The 18,217-nt window shown below is 67.6% G+C and carries 18 protein-coding genes; 6 read left to right on the top strand and 12 right to left on the bottom strand.

The window, feature by feature from the left end; all coding sequences use genetic code 11:
* Positions 1-80 precede the first annotated feature (80 nt).
* Both ABNG04_RS12430 and ABNG04_RS12425 read right to left on the bottom strand, forming a co-directional pair.
* Positions 81-1,019, bottom strand: a complete 939-nt coding sequence (locus tag ABNG04_RS12430) for a thiamine pyrophosphate-dependent enzyme (protein ID WP_371162733.1) — start codon at positions 1,017-1,019, stop codon at positions 81-83.
* A gap of 3 nt (positions 1,020-1,022) precedes the next feature.
* A complete protein-coding gene (locus ABNG04_RS12425; RefSeq protein ID WP_371162732.1) occupies positions 1,023-2,918 on the bottom strand; it encodes a 2-oxoacid:acceptor oxidoreductase subunit alpha in 1,896 nt (631 codons plus the stop codon).
* A gap of 174 nt (positions 2,919-3,092) precedes the next feature.
* On the opposite strand from ABNG04_RS12425, the gene dph5 reads away from it, so the two are divergent.
* From dph5 to ABNG04_RS12410, 3 genes are all read left to right on the top strand, one after another.
* Positions 3,093-3,890 (top strand): diphthine synthase, encoded by a 798-nt coding sequence (gene dph5, locus ABNG04_RS12420; protein WP_371162731.1) that lies wholly within the window; start codon positions 3,093-3,095, stop codon positions 3,888-3,890.
* Between the two features lie 76 nt (positions 3,891-3,966).
* Positions 3,967-4,353, top strand: a complete 387-nt coding sequence (locus ABNG04_RS12415) for a CBS domain-containing protein (RefSeq protein WP_371162730.1) — start codon at positions 3,967-3,969, stop codon at positions 4,351-4,353.
* A gap of 111 nt (positions 4,354-4,464) precedes the next feature.
* On the top strand, positions 4,465-4,839 hold the full coding sequence (locus ABNG04_RS12410) for a CBS domain-containing protein (RefSeq protein ID WP_371162729.1): 375 nt from the start codon (positions 4,465-4,467) through the stop codon (positions 4,837-4,839).
* Between the two features lie 42 nt (positions 4,840-4,881).
* Here the strand turns inward: ABNG04_RS12410 and ABNG04_RS12405 are convergent, their stop codons facing one another.
* The 9 genes from ABNG04_RS12405 to ABNG04_RS12365 all read right to left on the bottom strand — a co-directional run bounded on the left by ABNG04_RS12405 (position 4,882) and on the right by ABNG04_RS12365 (position 13,133).
* A complete protein-coding gene (locus ABNG04_RS12405) occupies positions 4,882-6,129 on the bottom strand; it encodes an MgtC/SapB family protein (RefSeq protein ID WP_371162728.1) in 1,248 nt (415 codons plus the stop codon).
* Between the two features lie 156 nt (positions 6,130-6,285).
* Positions 6,286-7,248 carry an archaeosortase A gene (gene artA, locus ABNG04_RS12400; protein WP_371162727.1) on the bottom strand — a complete coding sequence of 321 codons (963 nt, stop codon included), beginning with the start codon at positions 7,246-7,248 and terminating at the stop codon, positions 6,286-6,288.
* Positions 7,249-7,366: 118 nt separating this feature from the next.
* Positions 7,367-7,819, bottom strand: a complete 453-nt coding sequence (locus ABNG04_RS12395) for a transcription elongation factor Spt5 (RefSeq protein WP_017342688.1) — start codon at positions 7,817-7,819, stop codon at positions 7,367-7,369.
* A complete protein-coding gene (locus ABNG04_RS12390; RefSeq protein ID WP_017342689.1) occupies positions 7,819-7,995 on the bottom strand; it encodes a protein translocase SEC61 complex subunit gamma in 177 nt (58 codons plus the stop codon). The genes ABNG04_RS12395 and ABNG04_RS12390 overlap by 1 nt, the downstream gene beginning before the upstream one ends.
* Positions 7,996-8,107: 112 nt before the next feature.
* Complete coding sequence (gene ftsZ / locus ABNG04_RS12385; RefSeq protein WP_371162726.1) at positions 8,108-9,268, bottom strand: cell division protein FtsZ; 1,161 nt, start codon at positions 9,266-9,268, stop codon at positions 8,108-8,110.
* Positions 9,269-9,414: 146 nt separating this feature from the next.
* Positions 9,415-10,857 (bottom strand): D-aminoacyl-tRNA deacylase, encoded by a 1,443-nt coding sequence (locus tag ABNG04_RS12380; protein ID WP_371162725.1) that lies wholly within the window; start codon positions 10,855-10,857, stop codon positions 9,415-9,417.
* Between the two features lie 94 nt (positions 10,858-10,951).
* Positions 10,952-11,902, bottom strand: coding sequence for a calcium/sodium antiporter (locus ABNG04_RS12375; protein ID WP_371162724.1), 951 nt, complete (start codon positions 11,900-11,902; stop codon positions 10,952-10,954).
* A gap of 78 nt (positions 11,903-11,980) precedes the next feature.
* Positions 11,981-12,175: a DUF7333 family protein gene (locus ABNG04_RS12370; protein ID WP_297886933.1), complete on the bottom strand. Its 195-nt coding sequence runs from the start codon at positions 12,173-12,175 to the stop codon at positions 11,981-11,983.
* A 49-nt stretch (positions 12,176-12,224) separates the two neighbouring features.
* Entirely contained in the window at positions 12,225-13,133 is a 909-nt protein-coding gene (locus ABNG04_RS12365) for a PhzF family protein (RefSeq protein ID WP_371162723.1), read from the bottom strand.
* Positions 13,134-13,274: 141 nt separating this feature from the next.
* Between ABNG04_RS12365 and ABNG04_RS12360 the strand changes: the two genes are divergently transcribed.
* Both ABNG04_RS12360 and ABNG04_RS12355 read left to right on the top strand, forming a co-directional pair.
* Entirely contained in the window at positions 13,275-14,621 is a 1,347-nt protein-coding gene (locus ABNG04_RS12360) for an alkaline phosphatase family protein (protein WP_371162722.1), read from the top strand.
* Positions 14,622-14,694: 73 nt separating this feature from the next.
* Positions 14,695-15,204 (top strand): DUF7097 family protein, encoded by a 510-nt coding sequence (locus ABNG04_RS12355; RefSeq protein ID WP_371162721.1) that lies wholly within the window; start codon positions 14,695-14,697, stop codon positions 15,202-15,204.
* A 40-nt stretch (positions 15,205-15,244) separates the two neighbouring features.
* Here the strand turns inward: ABNG04_RS12355 and ABNG04_RS12350 are convergent, their stop codons facing one another.
* Entirely contained in the window at positions 15,245-15,985 is a 741-nt protein-coding gene (locus tag ABNG04_RS12350; protein ID WP_371162907.1) for a hypothetical protein, read from the bottom strand.
* A gap of 140 nt (positions 15,986-16,125) precedes the next feature.
* On the opposite strand from ABNG04_RS12350, the gene ABNG04_RS12345 reads away from it, so the two are divergent.
* Positions 16,126-16,806 (top strand): DUF6517 family protein, encoded by a 681-nt coding sequence (locus tag ABNG04_RS12345; RefSeq protein ID WP_371162720.1) that lies wholly within the window; start codon positions 16,126-16,128, stop codon positions 16,804-16,806.
* Positions 16,807-18,217 lie beyond the last annotated feature (1,411 nt).

Raw genomic sequence — 18,217 nt, 5'->3', positions numbered from 1 at the left:
GTCTGTTTGTCACCAACGAAAAAATACCTTGCGAATCAAAAAAACGAACCGACTGTGCCGTGAACGGCCGCCGGGCCCGCTCAGGCGTGCTTGTCGAGGAACATGTCGTGGGAGCGCTCCCACTCGTAGTCGTCGTCCCAGTAGCGCTCGGCGAGCGGCTCCTCGGGCATTTCGCCGATCATCTGCTTCTCCTGGCCGTACGACGGGCGCTCCTCGTCGACGTAGAAGCGGCCGGTGAGGACCTCGCCCTCGTACAGCGACTCCTCGGTCTCGCGCATCATCTCCGCGGCCTCGACGCGATCCGTTTTGTCGAACTCGTAGTCGTCGGAGTCGTTGACGTCGATGTACGGGACGTACTGACGCGCGTCCTTGTTCCAGGTCGGACACTGGGTGAGGAAGTCGACGTGCGCGAACCCGTCGTGTTCGATCGCCTCGGTGATGATCTCCTTCGCCTGGTTCGGGTTCACCGCGGCGGTGCGGGCGACGTACGAGGCCCCGGCGTTGAGCGACATCGAGAGCGGCTTGATCGGCTCCTTGGCGCTGCCGGAGGGCTGCGTCTTCGACTTGTGGCCCTTCGGGCTGGTCGGGGAGGTCTGCCCCTTCGTGAGCCCGAAGATCTCGTTGTTGAAGACGATGTACGTCATGTCGTGGTTCTCCCGGGCCGTGTGGATGAAGTGGTTGCCACCGATCCCGTAGCCGTCGCCGTCGCCGCCGGCGGCGATCACTTCGAGGTCGGGGTTCGCCAGCTTCGCGGCGCGGGCCACGGGCAGCGAGCGCCCGTGGATCGTGTGGAACCCGTACGTGTCGAGGTAGCTGTTCAGCTTGCCCGAACAGCCGATCCCGGTACACAGCAGGGTCTCCTCGGGCGTGCGCCCGACTTCCGGAAGCGCCTGCTTGAGCGCCTTCAGGACGCTGAAGTCACCGCAGCCAGGACACCAGGTCGGCTGCGGCTCCACGCCGGGGGTGTACTCGTCGCGGTCGATCTCTCGCTCCTCTCCGATCGCTGAAAACGTGCTCATTGGTTAGTCACCTGCGGCTGGGACGAAGGTGGTCTGGTGGCCGGACGCGTCGCCGTCGCCCTCGATGATCGCGGCCTCGAACCCGTCGACGACCTCCGCCGGCTCGAACGGGTTCCCGTTGTACTTCAGCAGGCTCGACAGCCGCTCGCCGTAGCGGCCGAGGTTCTTCTGGACGAGCCCGCGGAACTGTCCGGACGCCGTCATCTCGACGACGAGGACCTCGTCGACGCTCTCGACGAACGCCTCAACCTGCTCGGTCGGGAACGGCAGCATGTCGGAGACGCCGTACGACTTCACCGAGACGCCGGCGTCGTTGAGGCGACCGACCGCCTCCTCGACGGTTCCCTGTTGGCTGCCGAACGTGAGGATGCCGTACTCGGCGTCCTCGGGGCCGGCGTACGACCCCGTGTCCTCCGTGTCGAGGTCCTCGCGGATCGCGGCCAGCTTCTCGGCCCGCCGGTCGATCTGCGCGACCCGGTTCTCCGGGGACTCGCTGATGTGGCCGGTCGGGTCGTGCTCGTTGCCCGTCGCGAGGAAGCGCCCGCCCTTCTGGCCGGGGATCGACCGCGGCGAGACGCCGTCGTCGACGTCGTGCTGGAAGCGGTGGAACTTCCCGTCCCCGCTGTGCGGCTGCTCGGACAGCGCGTCCTCCGAGAGCGTCTTCCCGAGCGCCGGGTTCGGCTCGCGGTCGAAGTGGTCCTTCGGGACGTTCTTCAGCTCGCCGCCGAGCTTCTGGTCGTACAGCAGGATCGTCGGGATCTGGTACTCGTAGGCGAGCCGGAAGGCGAGCCGCGACTGCTCGTACGCCTCCTCGACGGTGCCCGGGGCCAGCACGACGCGCTGGGAGTCACCCTGGGACGTGTAGAGGACGTGTTCGAGGTCGGACTGCTCCGGCTTCGTCGGCATCCCGGTCGAGGGGCCGGCGCGCATGGCCTCGACGAGGACGACGGGCGTCTCCGTCATCTCGGCGAGCCCGAGCGGCTCGGACATCAGCGCGAACCCGCCGCCGGAGGAGCCGGACATCGCTTTGACGCCGGCGTGCGAGGCCCCGACCGCGAGCGCGGCCGCGGCGATCTCGTCTTCCACCTGCTCGGAGATCCCGCCGAGCTTGGGCAGGTTCTGCGACATGATAGTGAACACCTCGGTCCACGGGGTCATCGGGTAGCCGGAGATGAACCGGCACCCCTCGTCGATGGCCCCGTAGGCGATGGCGTCCGACCCGGACATGAGCAGCTGGGTCTCGTCGTGTTCGCCCGTCGGGACGGAGACGTCGGGTGCGTCGACGTCGTACTCCTCTTGGACCTGCTCGTAGGCGGTCTCGAGGATCTCGAGGTTCGGGTCGAGGATCTTCTCCGGCATCGCGTCGCGCATCAGGTCCTCGACGTGGTCGAGTTCCATGCCGGTCAGCGCGCAGGTCGCGCCGACGCCGGCTGTGTTGCGCATGACCTCGCGACCCATGTCGCGGGCGAGCCCGCGGAGGTCGAGGGGGTATACGTGCCAGTCGTTCTCCTCGGCACGCTCCTCGAAGTTCGGGATCTCCGAGGCGTCGAGCAGCCCCTCGTCGTAGACGATGACGCCGCCTTCGCGGAGCTCGTCTAAGTTCTCCGAGAGCGGTTTGATCTCCTCGTTCCCGTAGACGGCTTCCTCCTGCGGGTTGCGGGCGAACGAGTCGCCGAGCGCGAGCAGGAAGTTGTAGCCGTCGCCGCGGGATTCGACGGGGCCCGCCGACGCGCGGACCTCGGTGTAGGTGTGACCGCCGCGGATCCGCGACGGGTAGTGGCGATGCGTGAAGACGTTGAGCCCCGATCGCATCAAGGCCTTCGCGAAGTTCTGGCTGGTCGAAGCGATCCCGTCACCGGATCCCCCCGATATCCGCCAGATGAGTTCGTCGTCAGTCATAGTGGTATGTGAGCCCGAGTGGGCCTCGTGGCCGGAAGTTATGCTGGTTCCCTCTTAGGGCTTGCTATGGAATCCCAAGGGACAATCATGAAGGTCTATTAGGGTGCCAAACATTCCCACACCGTCGGCCCGAGGTTCCGCGCCCTTTTACTCCGCCGCCCGCCGAGCACCCGCATGCTCACGTTCATCGGACTCGGCCTCTACGACGAGCGCTCCGTCACCGTCGAGGGGCGCGAGGCGCTCCGCGAGGCCGACCGCGTCTTCGCGGAGTTCTACACCAGCCGACTGGTCGGCGCCGACGTCGCCGACCTCGAGACGCACCACGGCGTCAACGTCGAGGTGCGCGACCGCGCCGGCGTCGAGCGGGACCCGGAGCCGATACTCGCGGCGGCCGAGTCCGGCGACGCCGCGTTCCTCACGGCCGGCGACACGATGATCTCAACCACCCACACCGACCTCCGTCTCCGCGCCGAGGAGCGCGGGATCGACACGCGGGTGATCCACGGCGTGACCGCCCAGTCGGCGGCGTCGAGCCTGACCGGCCTCCAGAACTACCGGTTCGGTAAGGCGACGACGCTCCCGTTCCCGTACGCGCACGGCGGCGACGGCGTCCCCGCGAGCGTGGTCGAGACGATCGAGGCGAACCGGGAGCGCGGGCTCCACACCGTCGTCTACCTCGACATCAAGGTGGGGACGGGCCCGACCGGGCCGGACCCCGACCACGAGGAGTACATGACGGCGGACGTCGCCGCGGACCTACTCGCCGAGGGCTGGCGCGACGAGCTCGCGGTCGTCGTCGCCCGCGCCGGCTCGCCCGACGCCGTCGTCGCGGCCGACCGGCTGAGCGCGCTCGCCGACCGCGAGTTCGGCGACCCGCTCCACCTGCTCGTGATCCCCGGCGACCTCCACCACGTCGAGGCGGACGCCCTCGTCGGCCTCGCCGGCGCTCCCGAGTCGCTCGTCGACGAGTGAAGCGCCCACGGTCGCGGGAGGGGCGGCCCCGAACCGACCGTACGCTTGATTATCTCGCTCCGCGTTACCACGCGCCATGGAAGACGTGCCTGTGGAGCGACTCATGTCGACCGACCTGACAACCATCGAACGAGGGGCCGACGCGGCCGACGCGGCGAAGCGGATGCGCGACACCGGCGTCGGCTCGATCCTCGTCGTCGAGCCCGACGGAACGCTGGCCGGACTGATCACCGCCACGGACTTCGTCGCCCTCGTCCGCGACAACGATCCGAAAGACCGGACGGCGGTCGAGGCGTTCATGACGACCGACGTCGTCACCGTCGGCCGCGACGACACGGTCGCGGAGTTGGCCGAGCCGACCGCCCACGGGTACACCCACCTCCCCGTGACCGACGGCGACGGGAGACCTGTCGGGATGGTGTCGACGACCGACCTCACGGCGTACCTCTCGCGGGTCGGGTGACACGTCTCCGGCGCCCGCCGGTCCGCCCGATCCTTCCGGCCAGACGACTGGTCCGCTCCGCCCGTTGTGCGTTCCGGAAGAGTAATGCCATACGATAACACACTCCGGGGCATGGATCTCGACGACAGGACCCGCGTCGCGGACGTGATGTCGACGCCGCTGGAGACGATCGGCGGGGACGCCCCGATCCGGAACGCCGCCCGGCGGATGCGGGACGAGAACATCAGCGCGCTCGTCGTGACGACGGGCGGCGGCTGTATCGTCACGCAGAGCGACGTCGTCGCCGCGGTCGCCGAGGGGCGCGACCCGGAGGCGACGACGGTCCGCGACGTGATGACCCAGGACGTCGAAACGGTGACGCCCGACCTCATGCTGGAGGAGGTCGCCGCCATGATGACGATGTACGGCGTGAAACACCTCCCGGTCGTCGACGGCGACTACGTCGGGATGATGTCGTCGACGGACATCGCGGAACACATCTCCTGACGCGACCCGGCCGGCCCGGCGGCGCGCCGCGGCCGACGCCGTTTACGCTAGCAACAGCGGGAGCCCGACTGCCGCGCCGACGGCGATCAACAGGAGGTTCCAGAGGAACACCGGCCGGACCAGCTCCCGCGCGATGCTCGCCGCGAACGCGGTCTTCACGAGGATGCTGGCGGCCGTCCCGGCGACCACGCCCGCCACCGCGGTGTCGACGCCGATCTGTCCGGTCCCGAGCAGCGAGATCGCCGTGGTGGTTGCGGTCCCCGACGACACCAGCCCCGCGAGGAAGGCGGTGGCGACGAACCCGCCCGCGCCGAACGCCCGCTCGGCGACCGCGGAGACGAGCAACACGACCAGGAAGAGCGCGCCGAAGGTGAGCGCGTTCCGGAGGCTGAACGGCGAGGTGAGCTCCGCCTCCATCGTCGTCCGCCAGTCGCTGCGCCACACCGCGATCCCGATCCCCGCGACGGTGATCGCGCCGAGCGGCGCGCCGACGACGAGCGCCGCCTCGGGGACGAAGACCGCCACGACGGCGGCGTTCCGGAGGGCCATGGCGGCGTTCGCGAGCAGGATCGACCCCACCGCGATCTCCCCGAGATCTGCCCGCCCCTTCGCGCGGTCGGCCATCTCGGCGACGACCGCCGTCGAGTTGACGAGTCCGCCGAAGAAGCCCGTGACCGCGTAGCCGCGGCCCTGATACCGCTTCACCAGCACGTAGTTGACGAAGCCGATGGCGCTGACCGCGACCACGAGCGACCAGACGAGCCGGGGCTGGACCGCATTCCACGGATCGACCGTCTCCGCGGGCAGCAGGGGGAAGACGACGAACGCGAGGATGGTGAACTCCACCGCACTGCGGACCTCCTCCCGCGAGAGGCCCCACGCGAACTGGTGGAGCTCCCGCTTCAACACGAGCAGCAGCGACGAGAGGACGGCCACCGTCACCGACTCGATGAACAGCCCCTCGGCGACGAGCACGCCGACCCCGTACGCGACGAGCATGGACGCCGACGTCGTCAGCGAGAGCCCGTCGACCTCAGGCTCCACGAAGCTTCGGACCGCGAGCAGCACCGCGCTGGCGACCACCAGCACCCCGCCGACGACGAGCAGCCCAGACTCGCCGAGCAGCGAGAACACCGCGGCTGCGAGGCTGACGAGCGCGAACGTCCGGATCCCCGCGGACTTCTGTGACCACTCCCGCTCTAACCCGAGGAACATCCCGAGCGCGGTCGCCAACACGAGCTTTGCGACGTTCGTCTCGAGGTAGACGAACGGGTCGACACCGCCTAACACCGCCGTTCACCCCCGCGCAACCGCACCTCACGGCCGGAGACCGGCGGCTCGTCCCGCGCCCTCGAAATCATAGTCATCCGTACCCGACCGTCACGTCTATAGTTTGCTATATATCGGTATATATTCCCGCGATGAATCGGGGACGCGACGCCGACGCTACCGGTTCGTCGGTTCGCGCGGGAGGTCGAGCGCCTCCGTCAGGTCGTGTTCCTCGCCGGTTATGAGGTAGAGGACGTCCTCCAAGATGACGGCCAGCTCGGGCAGCTCCCGGACCGCGAGGAAGGTGATCGCGATGAGCGCCACCACCGCCAGCAGCTGGCTCATGATGCGGTCGGAGATGAGGAACGAGACCCGATACGGGTCGGTGGCGCCGAACATCGTCAACACCAGGTCCGGGTACCAGTGCATGTACTGGTTGCCCGCCACCACCGAGATGAACGTCGTCCGCAGGATGTTCAGCACGTAGATGAGCGGGAGCGACACTGCGAGCGCGCGGAGCTTCCGGGAGAGCGGCGCCTCGACGGCGGCGACGAGCCCGCCGAAGATGGCCATGCTCCCAAGCCCCGTACACGCCAACACGATGTGGATGACGACGGTGTGGCCGTCGTCGAGAGTCCACGAGTACGCCGCCTGGTATCCCTCGCTGCTCGTCACCGCCTCGGGCGCGTACCCGAGGAGATCGATCAGCGCCCCTGTCTGCGACGCGACGACTTCGATGAGGATTCGACGGGGTTCCGGGACCGCGACGCCGGCGAAGGTGAAGGCTGGGATCGTCTCGAACGGGAGGTAGATGAACAGCATGAACGCGATCGCCCGGGTGAGGGTGAACAACGACGCTCGGCCGTCGTAGAGGAGATAGCCGGCGTACACGCTCGCCGGGAATCCGACGAGGGCGAGGATCGACTCGACGTAGCTCTGGTGTTCGAGCGCGAAATACGGCACCGTCGACAGCCAGAAAAGCCCGAACAGCGCCCACGTCGCCGCCGCGAGCGTGCGCCCCGCGGCCAGCCCGCGGCTGTCGAGCAGCCACGCCGTCGCGAAGAGGATTGCCACGATCCACGCGAACGTGAACGTGTCGGGGATCACGCTCAACACCGCCGGCGCGCCGTGGCCGAACATATCCGTGAGGTCGGTCGTCGTCGAATAAAGCCCTTGTCGTTGCGTGCGACGCCGGCGTCAGATCGCCAGGCCGGGACGGGTTCGACCGCCCGCCGCGCTGATCGACCGGTGGGAGTCCCTACCGTTCCTCGCTGTCGAGGACGCGGATCTGGTCGCCGCGGACCGTCACCGGGATCGGGACGGTCGCCTCGTACAGCTCGACGGTCACCTGGTCTTTCCCCTCGTCGATGCGTTGGACGCGCGCCTTCTCGCCCTTGAACGGGCCGGCGATCAGCTCGACGATGTCGCCCTCGCCGATCCCCTCCACGTCCGGGGTCGGCGAGAGGAAGTGCTCGACCTCGGAGAAGGGGCTCTCGGCGGGCCCGTCGCCGCCCTGGATGACGCCGCGGGCGTGCGGGATCTCGTCGAGGATGCGCCCGAACGCGGTCCCGTCGGTCGCCTCTACCATCACGTAGCTGGTGAGCTGGTCGGGGGCGATGACGGCCTGGATCTCTGGCGCCTCCTTCTCGGCGAGCATGTCGGCGACGGTGCGCTCCTGGCTCGCCGTCGTCTTGACCGAGTAGATCGGCATTACGCGCCGACCCCCGGGAGCAGGCTCATGATCGCGAAAATCAGGAACCCGATGAACCCGATGAGCAGGATACCCGCGCCGGCGATCTTCGACACCTGGAGGAACTCGTCGGTGCTCGGCGTGCTCGCCAGCTTCAGCACCCGAATGTAGCTGTTGAGATCGTACGGAACGTCCATGTTACCAGCGGATTCGAGACGAGACGGTTTTTACCTTTTGATGCGCCCCCGGAACGACGCGGCGCGCGTCGCCGCCCGCGGGATCGGCGGCCGACGGCGCGTCTGCGGCCGCTTACTCCACGTAGTCGATGTCCTCGACGTCGTTCGGCGTGGCCCCGCCCTCCGGCGGCTCGCCGTTGCTCCCGTAGATCTGCGGCGACTCGACGCCGGTCACGACGATCATCGTGCGCATTTCCCCTTCGAGCTCGTCGTCGACGGAGGTCCCCCAGATGATCCGCGCGTCGGGGTCGATCCGGTCGTATATCTCCTCGACGACGCCCTCCGCCTCCTCGATAGACATGTCGGTACCGCCGGTGACGTTCACCAGCGCGGAGTTCGCACCGGAGATGTCGACGTCGAGCAGCGGCGAGCGCAGCGCGGACTTCACGGAGTCTTGCGCCTTCGAGTCGGAGTCGGACTCGCCGAGCCCGATCATCGCGACGCCGCCCTTCTCCATCACCGTGCGGACGTCGGCGAAGTCGAGGTTGACCAGCCCGGGCATCGTGATGAGCTCCGTGATCCCTTTCACCGAGCGCATCAGTACCTCGTCGGACACCTTGAACGCCTGCCGAACGGGGAGCTTCCCGACCGCGTCGAGCAGGCGGTCGTTGGGGACGACGATGACCGTGTCGCTCACGTCGCGGAGCCGCTCTAGGCCGGCCTCGGCGTTCGTCCGTCGGACCTCGCCCTCCGCCGTGAACGGCGTCGTGACGATCGCGATCGTCAGCGCCCCCGACTCGCGGGCCGCCTTCGCGACGACCGGCGCGGAGCCGGTCCCGGTGCCCCCGCCGAGCCCGGCGGTGACGAACACCATGTCGGAGCCGTCGATGGCGTCTTGGATCTCCTCTTGGGACTCGATGGCGGCCTCCTCGCCCACCTGCGGGAGCGAGCCCGCGCCGCGCCCTTGGGTCTTCTGTTGGCCCATGAGGATCTTCGTGTCGGCCTCGATGTTGACGAGGTGCTGGACGTCGGTGTTGGCCGCGACCAGCTTCGCCCCGTGGATCCCTTCCTCTGTCATCCGGTTGACCGTGTTGCCGCCGGCGCCCCCGCAGCCGACGACCGTGATGTTCGTCTGGAGGTCTTGGAGGACGTCCTGTAGCTCGTCGTCGGTCATCGTCCCGGTCTGCGGCGGCGCGCCGGCGCTCCCTCCGGCGGCGCTCTCGCCGGCTCCCCCGGCGTCCTCTGCGGGGGCCTCTTCGGCTTCGTCGATGGCGTCCTCAACGATAGAGTCCATTATGTCGTGTCGTTGCGACCCGGACGTATTTATTTTTGCCCGATCGTCTGACGCAGGTCGGACGCCGAAATCGCCGGCGTTCGCGGCCGATCACCGAGTGTACGGCTATCACACCGGGTTTCGTCGGCGTCGACACTGCTTATAAATCACTCAAGTACGGCCCCGTCAATCGGGAACCGGTCCGTCCGCGTCCGCGACACGTCACCCGGCTCGACGGTCTCGCCGTCGACCTCGACGGCTTCCCCGTCCGCGAGCCGCCCGAACGCCGGCCCCTCCGGAACGCCCCGCTCGGCCGCCAGTCCGGGGTCGAACGCCGTCTCGTCGGCGACGACCGCATTCCGCTCGGGCGCCACCTCGACGTCGTCGTAGCCCGCCTCCAGCACGCCGGCCAACCCCTCGACGAGGTCGCCGTACCCCGGCGCCTTCGGGTCGGCAGCGAACGCGACGCGGCCGGCGGCGCGGGTCCCGCCCTGCTCCGTGTCGAACGCGACGGCGACCCGCTCGACCGCCTCCCGCGCGGCGTCGGCGTCGAGCCCCTGCGCCCGGGCGAGCAGCTCCGCCGGGAGGTCGCGGAGGCGGACCGCCGCCTCGGGGCCGACGGCGTCGTCTGCCTCGGCCACCGCCGTCTCGGAGACCTCGTCGACGACCGCGCCGAACCGGAGCCCCCCGTCGACCGGACCGATCGCCGCCTCCAACCGCTCCACGAGCGGGAGCGGCGCGTCGCCGACCTCGCGCACCCACGTCTCGCTCACCACCCGGTAGCCGAGCTCCTCGACGACCGCGGCGAGTTCCGGGCGGTCGCCGTCGATCACGGCCCGGTTGGCGCGGCTCCGGTCGAAGGCGGCGTCGATCACGTCGCGGTTCGCCGCGGGCGCGCCGAGGTCGGCGAGCGCCCAGTCCGCGCCGACGTGGCCCACCGCCCACTCGGTCTTGCGGACGATCCGGGTGAACCGCGGCGCGTAGTGGGCGCCGCCGAAGCCGACGACGTGGCGGGGACGCGCCTCGGTCGCGGCGTCGTCGACGCCCTTATCGACGAGGTTCGCTCCGGTCCCGCGGAGGTCGAGGACTGCCCGCGCCACCGCCGCGGCCGCCTCGGGGTCCGCCCACTGCGGCTCGTCGGAGCCGAGTTCGACGAACAGCGACGGGACGGAGACGTCCGTCGGCCCGTGGTGCGTACACTCGATACCGACCTCGTACCCCTCGGGCGCGTGTCGCGCGAGCGCCTCGACGACGCGCTTCTCCGCGCCCGGCGCGGCCCGCGCCAGCGACTCGGGGTCGCCCCCGTACTTCGCCTCGCCGAAGTTCCCGGTGACGTGCGCGGTCAGGAGCTCGCCTGTCTCCCCCGAGTGCCTCGAGACGAACGCGAGGAAAGCGGGGGCGCAGTCGAACGCGGCGGCCGGGTCCGACAGGCGGATGTGGAGCTCGTCGAACTCGCGGAGCTCGAAGCCCGCGGTCCGGTAGTACGTTCCGCCCCCGTCGGCGTCCGGGCGCGACTCGTCCTCGCGCGCCTCCCAGTCGCCGACCTCCAGCAGCCGCTCGCCGATGTGCGCCGAGGCGCTGTCGGCCCGGCTGACGACGATCGCTATCACACCACGGGCTCGGCCGCCCGCGGCCGAATACCCGTCGGTTCCGATCGCCGAACCGACGCCGTCGGGTCGCGTCGACTCGGTTCCGCCCTCCGCGCTACGGGAGCAACAGGTAGACGAAGACCCCGTAACCGACGGTGAGGACCGCGCCGTCGACGCGGGTGATCCGCTCGCTGTACCCCATGATGCCGACGACGACGGCCGTGAACGCGAGCAGCGCGGGGAACTCGAAGCCGCGGACGCTCGGGGCGACGCCGATGGGCGTCACCACGGCGACGATGCCGATGACGGCGAGAATGTTGTAGATGTTCGAGCCGACGACGTTGCCGACGCTGAACTCCGCCTCACCCCGGACCGCGGCCACGACGCTGGCCGCGAGCTCCGGCAGCGACGTGCCGAGCGCCAGCACGGTGAGTCCGATGAAGATGTCCGAGAAGCCGGCGGCCGCCAGCAGGGACTCGCTCCCGTCGATCAGCCAGCGCGAGCCGAGGACGAGCGCCGCGATCCCGGCGACGACGATCGCGACGTCGCGACCCTTCGCGTCGGGCATCTCGTCCCGCTCGCTGTCGGTGATCGCCGACTGGTTCTCCTGAACGCGTCGAAGCACCGCGACGGTGAACACGACGAGCGTCCCGAGCAGCACGACGCCATCGACGAGCCCGATCCGTCCGTCCCAGCCGAGGCCGACCAACAGCAGCGGGGCCAGCACCATGAACGGGACGTCCCGGCGGAATACCGTATCTGAGACGTCGAGCGGGCGGATCAGCGCCGACACCCCCAACACGAGGCCGATGTTCGCGATGTTCGAGCCCACGATCGCGCCGAGCCCGATGTCGGTCGACACGGTGACCGCGCCGAGCAGGGAGACGAAGAGCTCCGGGGCCGTCGTCGCGAACGCCACGACGGTGACGCCGACCGTCGACGCCTTCAGCCCCACGGCGAGCGCGAGGTCCCTCGCCCCCGCGACGAGCAGCTCTGCACCGGCGTAGAGGAGGGCGACGCCGACGAGGATCAACAGCAGTTCGACGAGTAGCGACCCGGGCAGCACGGCTCCGAGTTCGCGGGCGGGTTTCAAAAGGGTCGTGATTCCGAATCGCCCGCGGCCGCCGCCGTCGCGGACCCGCGATCAGGCGTGCGTCGAGCGGAACTCGCCGTGCTTCACGCCGATCGCGAACGCGAGCCCGCCGAAGACGAGCATCGACGGGACGACCATCATCAGCGTCGTCTGGAGGGGCATCATGCCGCCGCCGATGAGGCCGCCGGCGCCGATCGCGACGATCAGTACGAGGATCGCTGCCGCGCGTGGGAGGTCGAACTTCATACTCTTCATAGGTCGCGAGCGATCCTAAACGTTCGGTCTGCGGCGCGGCTCACGCCTCGAGTATCTCGTCGTCCTCGTCGTCGGGAATCCGCATCTCGCCGTCGAGCGCGACCGACGCGCGGCCGCCGATGCGGACGCCGTCACCCTTGACGCGCACGCGGACGTGCCCCGGTCGGTCGAGGAAGTGTCCCTGCTCGAACCGGAACTCGTCCGGCTCGTCACCGTCGAAGGCGTCGACGTGCCGGAGGTACCCGCCGACCGCCCCGCTCGCGGTGCCGGTGACCGGGTCCTCCGCGATCCCGAGCGACGGGACGAACGCTCGGCCGTGGAGCGTCGAGTCGGCGTCGAGCGCGTCGAAGGTGAACGCGAACACGCCCGCCACGTCGAACTCCTCCGAGAGGCGCTCGACGGCGTCGTCGTCCGGGTCGGCCTCGCCCAGCCGCTCCAAGAAGTTCACCGGGACGACGAGGAACGGGAGCCCGGTCGACGCGACCGCGACGGGGAGGTCCGCCCCAACGTCGCGCAGCGCGGCGGGGTCGACGCCGAGCGCCTCGCCGAGCCGACCGGCGTCGACGTCGACGACATCGACGCTCGGGGCCTGCTGCCGCATCCAGACGGTGCCGTCGTCGTCGACCGCGACCGTGAGGTCGCCGACGTTCGTGCGGAGCGTGCGCTCGCCGCCGTCGATCGCGCCCTCGGCGAACAGGGCCCCGTAGGTCGCGATCGTGGCGTGCCCGCAGAGGTCGACCTCCGTGGTCGGCGAGAAGTAGCGGAGCCGGTCGTCGGTCGCGCCGTCGCCGTCGGTCAGGAACGCCGTCTCCGAGGCGCCGAGTTCGGCGGCGACCGCGGCCAGCTGACCGTCGCTCAACCCCTCCGCGTCGGGGACGACGCCGGCGGGGTTGCCGGCCAGCGGCTCCGCGGTGAACGCGTCGACGAGCAGCGCGCGTCGGGTCTCCATGTCGAACCCCTCCGCGGGTCACGGACAAAAATCCTCCCGAGCGAGCCGCGGGGGCGGACCGCGGACGCCGCGGGCCTCTCGGCGGCCGACTCCCCAACCGCCGATGTCAATCCTTTTGCCTACGACCGCGGATGGGTGTGTATGGGCCTCTTCGACCGGCTGCGAGGGAACGACACGCCGCGCGTGGCGTTCATCGGGATCGACGGCCTCTCGTACCGGGCCGTCGCCGACAATCCGGAGACGTTCCCGACGCTGTCGGCGATCGCGGACGACGGCGAAGGCGGACGGATCGACAGCATCGTCCCGGCGGAGTCGAGCGCGTGCTGGCCGACGCTCACGACGGGGAAGAACCCGGGCGAGACAGGGGTCTACGGGTTCCAGGACCGCGAGGTCGGCTCCTACGACACGTACGTGCCGATGGGCCGCGACGTTCAGATCCCCCGCGTCTGGGACCGGGCGACCGACGACGGACTCGACGCGACCGTGATGAACGTCCCCGTCACGTTTCCGCCGCAGCGGACCGTCCAGCGGATGGTCTCGGGCTATCTTTCCCCCGACCTCGACGCGGCCGCGCACCCGGCGGAGCTCCGCGAGTACCTCACCGACAGCGACTACCGGCTGTCGGTCAACGCGAAGCTCGGCCACAAGGGGGACAAGACGGCGTTCCTGGAGCACGCCCGCGAGACGCTCGACGCCCGCGCCGCGGCGTTCGAGCGGTACGTCGAGCGCGACGACTGGGACCTCTTCGTCGGGGCGTTCACCGCCCCGGACCGGGTCAACCACTTCCTGTGGGGTGACTACGAGGACGGCGGGCCGTACCGCGAGGAGCTGCTTTCGTTCCACGCCGCCCTCGACGAGCACATCGGGTCGATCCGCGAGTCGCTCCCGAGCGACGTCACGCTCGTCGTCGGCTCCACACACGGGTTCAGGCGGCTGCGCCACGACGTCTACTGTAACGAGTGGCTCGAGCGCGAGGGGTGGCTCTCCTACGAGGACGACGACCACGACGCGCTCGCTGACGTCGACGATGAGACCCGCGCCTACTCGCTCGTGCCGGGCCGCTTCTACCTCAATGTCGAGGGGCGCGAGCCGAACGGTGTCGTCCCCGAAGACGAGTACGAGGAGACGCGCGCGGAGCTACGCGAGGCGCTGGAGTCGTGGACCGGCCCCCACGGGAACCTGGTCGCCGACCGCGTCGTTGACCGCGAAACGGTGTTCCGCGGCGACCACGCCGCCATCGCCCCTGACCTCGTCGTCCTCCCCAACGACGGGTTCGACCTCAAGTCCGGGTTCCGCCCCCACGACGGCGTGTTCGACGCCGACGGCCCCCGGACCGGGATGCACGCCTTCGACGACGCCGCGCTGTTCATCGACCACCCGGACGCGACGGTCGAGGACGCCGACCTCCTCGACGTCGCGCCCACGCTCCTCCGGCTCCTCGACGTCGACTACGGCCGCACGGACTTCGACGGCGCGAGCCTCGTCTGAGTCGGTCGCGCCGCCGTCCCCTTACTCCACGCCGGGCGACCGAATTGAAGTGAGTCCGCCCCTAGCACCTGATATGGAGCGCACCCCGGACGGGACCCCCGTCGGCGTCGACGACCCGTACGCTATCGCCGGCGTCTGCGACCACCTGACCGACGACGGTCGGTGCCGCTTCGCGCTGACCCGGGCGGGCGACGACCCAGAGTTTTCGGCGGAGCGACGCGCCGACGGCTACGACTGTCACGTCGGCCCCGAGGGCGAGTGGGGCGCATGCCCGCACTACCGGTCCACGACCGACGCGAAGTCCTGCGTCCGGTGCGGGCTCGAGAACGTGCGACTGGCCCACGACGAGTCGCGACCGCTCGTCGAGGAGCACCACCTCTCCTACGGCGGCGACGACTCTCACGAGATCACGGTCGGGCTCTGTCGCTGGTGTCACGCGAAGGTCCACAACTCGATCGCGCGGGTCGACGACGACGCGAGCCCGGACCCCGAGGCGATCGCGGAACGCGAACGCCGCCGCGAGACGGAGCGCTCGGCGTCGGCGTTCGAGACGGCGAGCGAAAACTACGCTCCCGAAGACTGAACGATCCGTCGACCGACGCGACCGTCCGGCGCCGCGCGCCTCAGGCGTCGTCGGCAGGTCTGATCAGGTTCGCCAGCGCGACGAGCAGCCCGAGGAACCACCCGAGCGGCACCGAGATCCCGATCCACATCAGCACGTACCCAAGACCGGGGAGCCCCCACTGCTGGCCGAACGTCTCGAGGTCGAACGCGCCCCGAAGCGCCTCGTTGATGCCGCCGACCGCGAGGAACGTGTCGAGGATCCACCGCGCGAGTTCATAGCTCGGCGGGAGGATTAGCGCCTCTAACGTGGGCGTGACGAGGGCGGCGACGACCGGCGGCAGGAACAGCGCCGTCATCGCGAACGGGTACGCAAGCAGGACGCTGACGAACCGTCCGCCGACCTTCGAGAACCCGGCGGCCAAGGCCGCGGACACGACGGCCACGACGCTGGCCGCGCCGACCGCGATCACGGCGTCGAACGGTAGTTGGAGGTGCGTGATGACCGTCAGTCCCCCCCAGACGATGGCGGCGACGAGGACCGCGCCGGCGACGCCGATGCGGGTGACCGCCGAGTCGAGCTTCGCCGCGTAGTAGCGCGTCGCGAACCCGACGAGCAACAGCGGGTACGTGACCGCGACGAGGGGCGCGCCCAGCACCGCCCAGAGGTAGTACCCGACCGACTGGACGGTCGTTTCGGGCTTCCACTTGCCCAAAACCGCACTTGGGTCGAGCTGTCGCGGGAAGACGACCTCCATCCACGTCTCGTGGAGGCGAATCACGTCCAAGAAGAGCGCTTCCACCAGCCCGGTTTGCCCTCGGCGTTCCATTTGCCTCACGTCGCGCACGCCACGACGTGAACTTTGTGCCTTCGACTGCGGCGTTCTCGCGACCGATACCCGCGCCGATAGTCTTAAAGAACCGCACACGCCTAACTGAAGGCATGAAACGACGCGGACTGCTCGCGGCACTCGCGGCCTCGACGTCGGTCGCGCTCGCCGGGTGTGCCGGCGAAGACGGGAGCTACGAGTTCGACGCGGCGCCGGCGGAGGTACCGGAGAGCGCGTACACCGACGGATACTCCGGTCAGGAGCCGGAGTCGTACACCATCGACCGAGAGTTCAACGTTACGGGCGTGAACGCGCGGGTGACGGCGACGACGTGGGTCGCCCGGTACACCAACCAGTCGACCCAGTCTGCGCTGTTCGTGGCGAGCACCCCGAACGCCTCCGTCGCCGGCCAGTCGGTCAACCCGCTCGTCAGGGTCGAGGGCGCGGAGCTCATCCAGAGGCTCCTCAACCAGATCAACCAGCAGGATGTCGGCGGCGGGAACGCCGACATCGAGACGGACGACATCGAGTCGCGCGGCGAGGAGACACGGACGATACTCGGCGAAGAGACCACCGTCTCGGTCTTCGCGACGACGGTCAGCGCGGAGGTCGAGGGCGCGGACAACTCGAGCGGCTCCGTCGACGACATTCCCGTCCTCCTGTACATCGCTACCGTCCCGCACACCGCCCCCGACGCGGACAGCGAAGACGTGATCGCGACGGTCGGCATCCACCCCGAACAGGTCGATCAGTCCGAGCAACTACTCTCGATGATGGAAGCGGTCGAGCACTGACACGCCCCGGCGACATCCCGTCTCCGGTCTCACTCCGCTCGTCTTCGGTAGCGTTCCGCGTTTTCGAGTTATCAATTGACTGCGCCGCGGCGCTATCATGCGATTATTTCTCCAGTCGGAAGCTTTCACGTCCGTAAGCCATTTATATTTGATCGAACCGAGTGAGAGATCCCGCGGTGTGACAGGAGCCGTTTCGCGGGGCCGAGTCGAGTCCTAACGCCGCCCCGAGAGCGACTGGTCTGGCATCCGTGGGTCGTTCGCTATGATGGGGACGCGATCGCTTGGATGGCTGTCGGTCGGTGTCGTCGTATGCTTCGTGATCGTTGGTGGTGTGGTATTAATTGCTTCAGGAACGCCCGCCGCTTCTGGGGAACTTTGGGATGTTGACAGTGCGAGTGATCTTGAAATCGGAACTCAGCAGCAACAGTCAGTTACCAATATTGAAGTACTCCATTCCGATGAACCGGTTAAGATTCATGTCGGAGAAATTGTTCAATCCGGAGCAAGATTAGATCATAACAAATCGTCGTATTGGATAGGAAACAAACCGAAATCGGATTATTCGGACGTATACGTAGAAAATCCAAACAGCCGGAATGCGACGATTGTTATCTCCTCTTCGGCGATTTCTAGCCCTAGTAGATTTGATCTTCACATTGAAAATATTGATACAACGAATATCAGTATGTACAACCGGAACGGCTCAAAGATTAACCATTCCTTCTCTTATACTGCTGAACAAGGCGGAGCAAAGTCAATAATTAAATTCAATCTATCTACTTCAGCTTCTATTGAAATTAAACCAAAGCAGTACAACGAGTCCACTCAATCTATTCCCTACAATTATTCTAGCGATATTAACTCGAATTCAAACTACTCAATTACAATTTGGAAGAACAAAACAGGTGAGAGTCTTGGGGGGAAGATCAAAACAATAGAGGCAACTAGTGGAAACATATCTCTCAAAGATACGGACATTGAGGGTGAGACAGAGCTAATTATTGGACTACACTCTTCATTGAACAAACACGGTCTAGATGCGATTTATGCCCTAGACAAAACAAGCCTCAACGTTACCGTGCCTGCCAAGCTTGTTGGTGGTCCGCTGTACTACAGCGAACCTGAGAGTTACAGCAGGTCAAACAATACTCTGCTATTTGAATTCAATACAAATCTCTCTCATTCACGGGGGAAAATCAATACGAGTTTTTCTAGAGAGGGTAGAAAAACGGTGAATCTTGGTGAAAATACTGACCGCTACCATGTCGATGGAAAATTACTGTATGTCTATCCAACTGTTGCGCCAGATAACAACAGACTGGGTGTCTTACCAGAAATTGATAATATATCTATCAAAAATATTCGATCAATCACAAGTCATACCCCGTATAACGGTGAGAATGTCACACCA

Origin of the sequence: Halorubrum miltondacostae (assembly GCF_041379815.1) — an archaeon.
GTDB lineage: Archaea > Halobacteriota > Halobacteria > Halobacteriales > Haloferacaceae > Halorubrum > Halorubrum miltondacostae.
This window is presented reverse-complemented; position numbering and strand designations above follow the sequence as displayed.

What these genes read in the sequence shown, in the direction of transcription:
- ABNG04_RS12430 (WP_371162733.1), bottom strand. Translation starts at nt 1,019, where the DNA reads ATGAGCACGTTTTCAGCGATCGGAGAGGAGCGAGAGATCGACCGCGAC.
- ABNG04_RS12425 (WP_371162732.1), bottom strand. Translation starts at nt 2,918, where the DNA reads ATGACTGACGACGAACTCATCTGGCGGATATCGGGGGGATCCGGTGAC.
- dph5 (WP_371162731.1), top strand. Translation starts at nt 3,093, where the DNA reads ATGCTCACGTTCATCGGACTCGGCCTCTACGACGAGCGCTCCGTCACC.
- ABNG04_RS12415 (WP_371162730.1), top strand. Translation starts at nt 3,967, where the DNA reads ATGGAAGACGTGCCTGTGGAGCGACTCATGTCGACCGACCTGACAACC.
- ABNG04_RS12410 (WP_371162729.1), top strand. Translation starts at nt 4,465, where the DNA reads ATGGATCTCGACGACAGGACCCGCGTCGCGGACGTGATGTCGACGCCG.
- artA (WP_371162727.1), bottom strand. Translation starts at nt 7,248, where the DNA reads ATGTTCGGCCACGGCGCGCCGGCGGTGTTGAGCGTGATCCCCGACACG.
- ABNG04_RS12395 (WP_017342688.1), bottom strand. Translation starts at nt 7,819, where the DNA reads ATGCCGATCTACTCGGTCAAGACGACGGCGAGCCAGGAGCGCACCGTC.
- ABNG04_RS12390 (WP_017342689.1), bottom strand. Translation starts at nt 7,995, where the DNA reads ATGGACGTTCCGTACGATCTCAACAGCTACATTCGGGTGCTGAAGCTG.
- ftsZ (WP_371162726.1), bottom strand. Translation starts at nt 9,268, where the DNA reads ATGGACTCTATCGTTGAGGACGCCATCGACGAAGCCGAAGAGGCCCCC.
- ABNG04_RS12370 (WP_297886933.1), bottom strand. Translation starts at nt 12,175, where the DNA reads ATGAAGTTCGACCTCCCACGCGCGGCAGCGATCCTCGTACTGATCGTC.
- ABNG04_RS12365 (WP_371162723.1), bottom strand. Translation starts at nt 13,133, where the DNA reads ATGGAGACCCGACGCGCGCTGCTCGTCGACGCGTTCACCGCGGAGCCG.
- ABNG04_RS12360 (WP_371162722.1), top strand. Translation starts at nt 13,275, where the DNA reads ATGGGCCTCTTCGACCGGCTGCGAGGGAACGACACGCCGCGCGTGGCG.
- ABNG04_RS12355 (WP_371162721.1), top strand. Translation starts at nt 14,695, where the DNA reads ATGGAGCGCACCCCGGACGGGACCCCCGTCGGCGTCGACGACCCGTAC.
- ABNG04_RS12345 (WP_371162720.1), top strand. Translation starts at nt 16,126, where the DNA reads ATGAAACGACGCGGACTGCTCGCGGCACTCGCGGCCTCGACGTCGGTC.